This is a genomic window from Ramlibacter sp. (assembly GCF_028292805.1).
Lineage (GTDB): Bacteria > Pseudomonadota > Gammaproteobacteria > Burkholderiales > Burkholderiaceae_C > Ramlibacter.
Map to the genome: position 1 here is coordinate 1 of NZ_JAQGLS010000142.1, position 6,514 is coordinate 6,514.

A 6,514-nucleotide genomic window follows, 5' to 3' on the forward strand; every position below is an offset into this window, starting at 1 on the left:
CGCAAGGTCGCCGCCCGCTTCGGCGGCGGCACCGATCTGCCCTGGCGCCTGTACGCCAAGCGTTTCGAAACCGACCCCAGCCGGCTGGAGAGCGGCGCGCCGCTGCCGGCCGGCCTGGCCCGCAGCCAGGCCGGCTTTCGCGCCGACCGGGTCCGCGGCGGCGACCAGGTCACGTTCCAGGGCGACCTCTACGACGGCAAATCCGGGCAGGCCGGCGGCGCGCGCGGCCTGTCGGGGGCCAACCTGCTGGGCCGCTGGACCCGCGACCACGGCCCCGGCAGCAGCACCCGGCTGCAAGGCTACTGGGACCGCACCGAGCGCTCCCAGCCCGGCGTGGTGAACGACCGGCTCGACACCTTCGACGTCGAGCTGCAGCAAAGCAGCCGGCCGGCCGCCGGCCACGACCTGCTGCTGGGGGCAGGCTACCGGCTGCAAAACGATCATCTGTCCAACCTCGCCCCGGCCCAATTGCGCTTCCAGCCCGCCAGCCGGCGGCTGCGGCTGTGGAACCTGTTCGCCCAGGACGAATTTCGCCTGACGCAGGCGCTGCGCCTGACCCTCGGCATCAAGGCCGAGCACAACAGCTACACCGGGCTGGAATGGCTGCCCACCGCCCGGCTGGCCTGGCAGGCGGCGCCCCGCCACCTGCTGTGGGCCTCGGCGTCGCGCGCGGTGCGCACGCCGTCGCGCATCGACCGCGAAGTGTTCCTGCCCACCTTGCCGCTGGGCGGCGCCGATTTCGACTCCGAGGTGGCCAAGGTGTTCGAGCTGGGCTTGCGTTCGCAGCCCCGCAGCTCGGTCTCGTATTCGGTGACGCTGTTCCGGCACGAGTTCGACCGGCTGCGCTCGGTCGACCTGCGCCCTGGCGGCTCCGCCTTCGGCAACAGCCACGAAGCCCGGCTGACCGGCATCGAAAGCTGGGGCAGCTGGCGCTTGGCCGATGGCTGGCGGCTGCAGGCCAGCTATGCCCACGAGCGCATGCACCTGGGCACGCGAGCCGCCAGCGTGGTGGTGCCGGGCACCATCGGCCAGCTCGGCAACAGCCCCCGCAACCGGGCCCGGCTCGGTCTGGGCTGGGACCTGGGCCGCAGCATGGATGTCGACCTGTCGGTGCGCTACATGGGCGCACTGGCGGCGCCGCAGGTGCCGGCCTATACCGCGGTCGACCTGCGCTGGGGCTGGCGCGTGCGGCCTGACCTGGAGCTGGCGCTGACCGTGCGCAACCTGAACGATCCGCGCCACCCCGAGTGGGGCCCGGCCGGCGGCCGCGCTGAGGTGCCGCGCACCGTCCTGACCAAAGCGGTCTGGCGCCTGTAGCCAGCGGCCATGGACACCTTGCGACAGCCACCGCCAACGCGTCCGCGCCGCCTGTGGCTGGCCGTCGCGGCCGCCAGCCGGTGTCCGCTGCCGGGCGTGGCCCAGAGCCTGCCGGCCAGCGCGCGCGACACGCTGATCAAGGCGGCCTTTCGGCACAAGTTCGCCAGCTTCGTGGAGGGGCGGGCCGGCGCCTTCGCCCGACCCGATTCGCCGCTGCGCGTCGGCATGATCGGCCACGACCTGCCGGGGCGCGACCTGAGCCAGCTGGCCCACGACCGCGACCGTGACGGCCGCCCGGTGACGGTGACGCGGCTCGGCGTCGCCAGCCCGAGCGCCGGCGTCCACATCCTCTACGTCAAGGCCGGGTCGGCCACCGTGCCCGATGCCCTGCTGACCGTGGCCGACTCGCAAGGCGTGCACCCGCGCGACAGCGTGCTCAGCTTCTTCCTGGAGGAAGACCGGGTGCGCCTCGGCGTCGCGCTGCAGACGGCCGCCCGCCAGCGGCTGCGACTGCATCCACGGCTGGTCGCCGCGGCCCGCCAGCTGGGGCCGGCCAAACCCGACACCGCCCTCGCATGAAGACGCAGGGCGGCCACGACCGCCGGCTGGTGGTATGGCTCTCGCTGGCCCAGCTGGTCACCTGGGGCAGCGTCTTCTACACTTTCGCGCTGCTGCTGGAGCCGGTGGAGCGCGAGCTGGGTCTGACACGGGCGCAGTCCTCCCTGGCGTTCAGCCTGGCGCTGCTGGCCGAGGGCTTGCTGGCCTATCCGGTGGGCCGCTGGATCGACCGCGGTCACGAGCGCGCGGTCATGACCGGCGGCTCGCTGCTGATCGCCTGCTGCCTGCTGCTGCACAGCCAGGTGCGCTCGGTCGAAGGCTTCTACGCCGCCTGGACGCTGCTCGGCGCGGGGCTGGCCGCCACGCTCTACACACCGGTGTTCGCCGTGGTGACGCGGCGCTTTCCCGACGACTTCCGGCGCGCGATCATCACCCTGACCTTCCTGGGCGGGCTGGCCAGCAGCGTCTTCATCCCGCTGACGGCGTGGCTGATCGCCGAGTGGGGCTGGCGCACCGCGCTGCTGCTGCTGGCGGCGCTGCACCTGGTGCTGTGCGTGCCGCTGCACGCGCTCTGCCTGCGCAATGCGCCGCCGCCGACGCCGGCCCGCACGCCCGGCGGGCAGTCGCCGGCCACCCTGCTGCGCAGCGCGCCTTTCCTGCTCATCACCGTGTTCGTGATCGGCATGATGGCCGTCACCGCCGCCGTGCCGCCGCATCTGATCAGCCTGCTGCGCGAGGGCGGGCTGCGGGAAGCCTGGGTGATCGCGATCCCGGCCAGCATCGGCGTGATCCAGGTGGCGGGGCGGCTGCTGCTTTATTTCTTCGAACACCGGTTCGATCTGCACCTGGCCAACCGGCTGATTCCGTTCCTGATCCCGCTGGCGCTGGCCGCGCTGGTGGTGGCCGCGGCGCACCCGGCGGCCGGCGTGGTGTTCGTGCTGCTGTACGGCCTGGGCAACGGCATGCTGACCATCGTCAAAGGCACGGCGATCGCCCAGTACGTCAGTCGCGAGCATGTGGCGTCGCTGAACGGCGCGCTGGGCATGCCCACTGCCGTGGCACGGGCGGTGGCGCCGCTGCTGCTCGGGCTGCTGTGGACGCGCGAGGCCGGCTACCGCTGGGGCCTGGTGCTGCTGGTGGTGGTGGCGCTGGCGTCAGCGGTCGCGCTGATCATGGCGCAGCGCCGTTCCTTGCTGCCGCGGTGAGCGGCCGGCCGTCGGCGTCTTGCTGCGGCGGCGGCACGTCCCTGACGTGCTCTTCCAGTGCGCGCGCGCATCCGGCGCCGAACAGCAGCACGGCCGAGGAGAAGTAAATCCACATCAGCAGCACGATCAGCGAGCCGGCCGCGCCGTAGGCCGAGACGACGGCGGCGCTGGACAGGTAGGCCGTCATCAGCTGGCGGCCGATGGTGAACAGGATGGCGCCGACGAAGGCGCCGACCACGATGTAGCGGTTGCGCGGCTTCGGGCCGCCGCTCAGGCGCATGAGCCCGGCGAACAGGGCGGCGCAGAAGGCGAAGGCCACCACCTCGTTGACGACACGCATCAGGATCTCGAGCGGCAACCAGGTGCCGGCCCAGCCCGAGAACAGGTTCAGCAGGGTCGAGATCATCAGCGACACCAGCAGCAGGAAGCCGAACACCAGGATGTAGCCGATGCCGCGCAGCCGCAGCGTGGCCACGCGCCAGAACGGCGCCTTGGGCTGCTTGCCGCGGCCGTGCGACCAGACCTGCTCGAACGCATCCTGCAGCTCACCGAACACGCCGGTGGCGCCGAACAGCAGCACGACGAAGCCGATGGCGCCGGCGGCGATGCCTTCGGACGGCTCCTTGGCGCTGGCCAGCGCGTCTTTCAGCACGGCCGAGCCCTGGTCACCGACGATGGAGCCGAGCTGGCGCAGCAGGTTGTCTTCCAGCATCTGCCGATCCATCCACCAGCCGAGCATGCCGACGATGGCCAGCAGCAGCGGCGCCAGGCTGAGGATGCCGTAGAACGACATCGCCGCGCTCATGCGCATGCCGCCGGCGTCGCTCCACAGCTGGGAGGCGCGGTAGATCGGCTGGACGGGGCGCAGCGCGGTGCGCACCCACTGGGGAACGGAAAGGGCCATGCGCGGATCGTAGGGCCGGCCCGCCATGGGCGAGGTAGGAGACGTTCTCGTTCTCCCTCCCCAAAGGCGAAGCAAGAAGCCAGACCTCAAAGGTTCGGCGCCAGGATCCGCTCCAGGTCCTTGATCTGGGCCCCGCGCCGCGCCGCCTGGTCGGCGACCTGGTCGGGCCCGATCTTGCCGACGTTGAAATAGGTGCTGTCCGGATGCGCGAGGTAAAAGCCGCTCACGCTGGCCGCCGGCGTCATCGCCATGCTGTCGGTGATGCCCATGCCGATGTCCTCGCACTGCAGCACCGCGAACATGTCGCGCTTGACGCTGTGGTCGGGGCAGGCCGGGTAGCCAGGCGCCGGCCGGATGCCGCGGTACTGCTCGCCCACCAGCTCCTGCACGGCCAGCTGCTCGCCGGCCGCATAGCCCCACAGGTCTTTGCGAACGCGCTCGTGCAGCGCCTCGGCGAAGGCTTCGGCGAGCCGGTCGGCCAGCGCCTTGAGCATGATGGCGGAGTAGTCGTCGTGGTCGGCCATGAAGTACTGCTCCTTCTTGTCGACGCCGATGCCGGCCGTCACCGCGAACATGCCCACGTAGTCGTCGGCCGCGCCCTTGGGCGCGACGAAGTCGGCCAGGCAGCGGCTGGGCCTCGGCACCCCGTCGATCACGTGCTTTTCGGTTTGCTGGCGCAGGCCGTACCAGGTCAGCACCGGCTGCGTGCGGCTGTCGTCCGCGTACAGCTGGATGTCGTCGTCGTTGACCGTGTTGGCGGGCCAGAAGCCCATGACGCCGCTGGCGGTGAGCCAGCGGCCCTCGATCAGGCGCTTGAGCATGCGCTGGCCGTCCGACAACACCCGCACGGCCTCGGCGCCGACGATCTCGTCCTTGAGGATGGCCGGGAACGGCCCGGCCAGGTCCCAGGTCTGGAAGAACGGGCCCCAGTCGATGTAGCGGGCCAGCTCCGACAGGTCGAAGTTCTTGAACACCCGCCGGCCGATGAACTTCGGCCGGGGCGGCTGGTAGGCGGCCCAGTCCACCGGGGTCTTGTTGGCGCGCGCCTTGGCCAGCGGCCACAGCGGCACCTGCTTTCTGTTGGCGTGCTGCTGGCGCACCTTGACGTAGTCGGCCTCGACCTCGGCGATGTACTTGGCCGCCTGGTCCGACAGCAGGCTTTGCGCCACGCCCACGCTGCGCGAGGCATCCGGCACGTAGACCACGGGGCCTTCGTAGTGCGGCGCGATCTTCACCGCCGTATGCACGCGGCTGCAGGTGGCGCCGCCGATCAGCAGCGGGATCTTGCGCAGTCGGAAGTGGTCGTCCTTTTGCATCTCGCCGGCCACGTACTGCATCTCTTCGAGTGACGGCGTGATCAGCCCGGACAGGCCCACGATGTCCGCGCCCTCGACCTTGGCGCGCGCCAGGATCTCGTGGCACGGCACCATCACGCCCATGTTGACCACCTCGAAGTTGTTGCACTGGAGCACGACGGTCACGATGTTCTTGCCGATGTCGTGCACGTCGCCCTTGACGGTGGCGATGACGATCTTGCCCTTGGCCCGCACGTCCTCGCCGGCCGCTTCCTGCTGCCGTTTTTCTTCCTCGATGTAGGGGATCAGGTGGGCCACGGCCTGCTTCATCACGCGGGCCGACTTCACCACCTGCGGCAGGAACATCTTGCCGGCGCCGAACAGGTCGCCCACGATGTTCATGCCGTCCATCAGCGGGCCTTCGATCACGTGCAGCGGGCGCCCGCCGATGGCCAGCACCTGCTGGTACATCTCCTCGGTGTCGGCGACGATGTGGTCGGTGATGCCGGTCACCAGCGCGTGCGACAGCCTCTGCTCCACCGGCAGCGCCCGCCACTCGTTGCGCTTGCTCTCGTCCTTGGAAGCGCCCTTGGCGTTCTCCGCCACCTCCACCAGCCGCTCGCCGGCGTCCGGGCGGCGGTTCAGCACCACGTCCTCGACCCGCTCGCGCAGTTCGGGGTCGAGCTCGTCGTAGACGCCGACCATGCCGGCGTTGACGATGCCCATGTCCATGCCGGCCTGGATCGCGTGGTACAGGAACACGGTGTGGATGGCTTCGCGCACCGGGTCGTTGCCGCGAAAGGAAAAGCTCACGTTCGACACGCCGCCGGACACCTTGGCGCCCGGCAGGTTCTGCTTGATCCACTTGGTGGCCTCAAGAAAGTCGACGGCATAGTTGTTGTGCTCTTCGATGCCGGTGGCGATGGCGAAGATGTTGGGATCGAAGATGATGTCTTCGGCCGGGAAGTCGACCTCGTCGACCAGGATGCGGTAGGCCCGCTGGCAGATCTCGATCTTGCGCTGGTAGGTGTCGGCCTGCCCCTTCTCGTCGAACGCCATCACCACCGCGGCCGCGCCGTAGCGCTTGACCAGCATGGCCTGGCGTCGGAACTCGGCCTCGCCTTCCTTCATGCTGATCGAGTTGACGATGCCCTTGCCCTGGATGCAGCGCAGGCCGGCCTCGATCACTTCCCACTTGGACGAGTCGACCATGATCGGCACCCGGGCGATGTCGG

Annotated in this window: 5 protein-coding genes; 3 read left to right on the forward strand and 2 right to left on the reverse strand. The window is 70.2% G+C overall.

Features of this window, described 5'->3' with window-relative positions:
• The 3 genes from JWP65_RS08270 to JWP65_RS08280 all read left to right on the forward strand — a co-directional run.
• Window positions 1-1,317 (forward strand): TonB-dependent siderophore receptor (locus JWP65_RS08270; RefSeq protein ID WP_299762607.1); only part of this gene is annotated, 1,317 nt, incomplete at its 5' end.
• A 9-nt stretch (window positions 1,318-1,326) separates the two neighbouring features.
• Complete coding sequence (locus tag JWP65_RS08275; protein ID WP_299762609.1) at window positions 1,327-1,896, forward strand: YfiR family protein; 570 nt, start codon at window positions 1,327-1,329, stop codon at window positions 1,894-1,896.
• Window positions 1,893-3,080, forward strand: a complete 1,188-nt coding sequence (locus JWP65_RS08280) for an MFS transporter (RefSeq protein WP_299762612.1) — start codon at window positions 1,893-1,895, stop codon at window positions 3,078-3,080. Before JWP65_RS08275 ends, JWP65_RS08280 begins: the two co-directional genes overlap by 4 nt.
• On the opposite strand, the gene JWP65_RS08285 is transcribed toward JWP65_RS08280, so the two are convergent.
• Together JWP65_RS08285 and metH are read right to left on the reverse strand one after the other, a co-directional pair.
• A complete protein-coding gene (locus JWP65_RS08285; RefSeq protein ID WP_299762615.1) occupies window positions 3,046-3,984 on the reverse strand; it encodes a YihY/virulence factor BrkB family protein in 939 nt (312 codons plus the stop codon). The two genes, JWP65_RS08280 and JWP65_RS08285, sit on opposite strands and share 35 nt — an antisense overlap.
• Window positions 3,985-4,070: 86 nt before the next feature.
• Window positions 4,071-6,514 (reverse strand): methionine synthase (gene metH / locus JWP65_RS08290; protein ID WP_299762617.1); only part of this gene is annotated, 2,444 nt, incomplete at its 5' end.

Excerpts from the sequence above, each read along its gene's own strand:
- JWP65_RS08280 (WP_299762612.1), top strand. The coding sequence starts at position 1,893 with ATGAAGACGCAGGGCGGCCACGACCGCCGGCTGGTGGTATGGCTCTCG.
- JWP65_RS08285 (WP_299762615.1), bottom strand. The coding sequence starts at position 3,984 with ATGGCCCTTTCCGTTCCCCAGTGGGTGCGCACCGCGCTGCGCCCCGTC.
- JWP65_RS08275 (WP_299762609.1), top strand. The coding sequence starts at position 1,327 with ATGGACACCTTGCGACAGCCACCGCCAACGCGTCCGCGCCGCCTGTGG.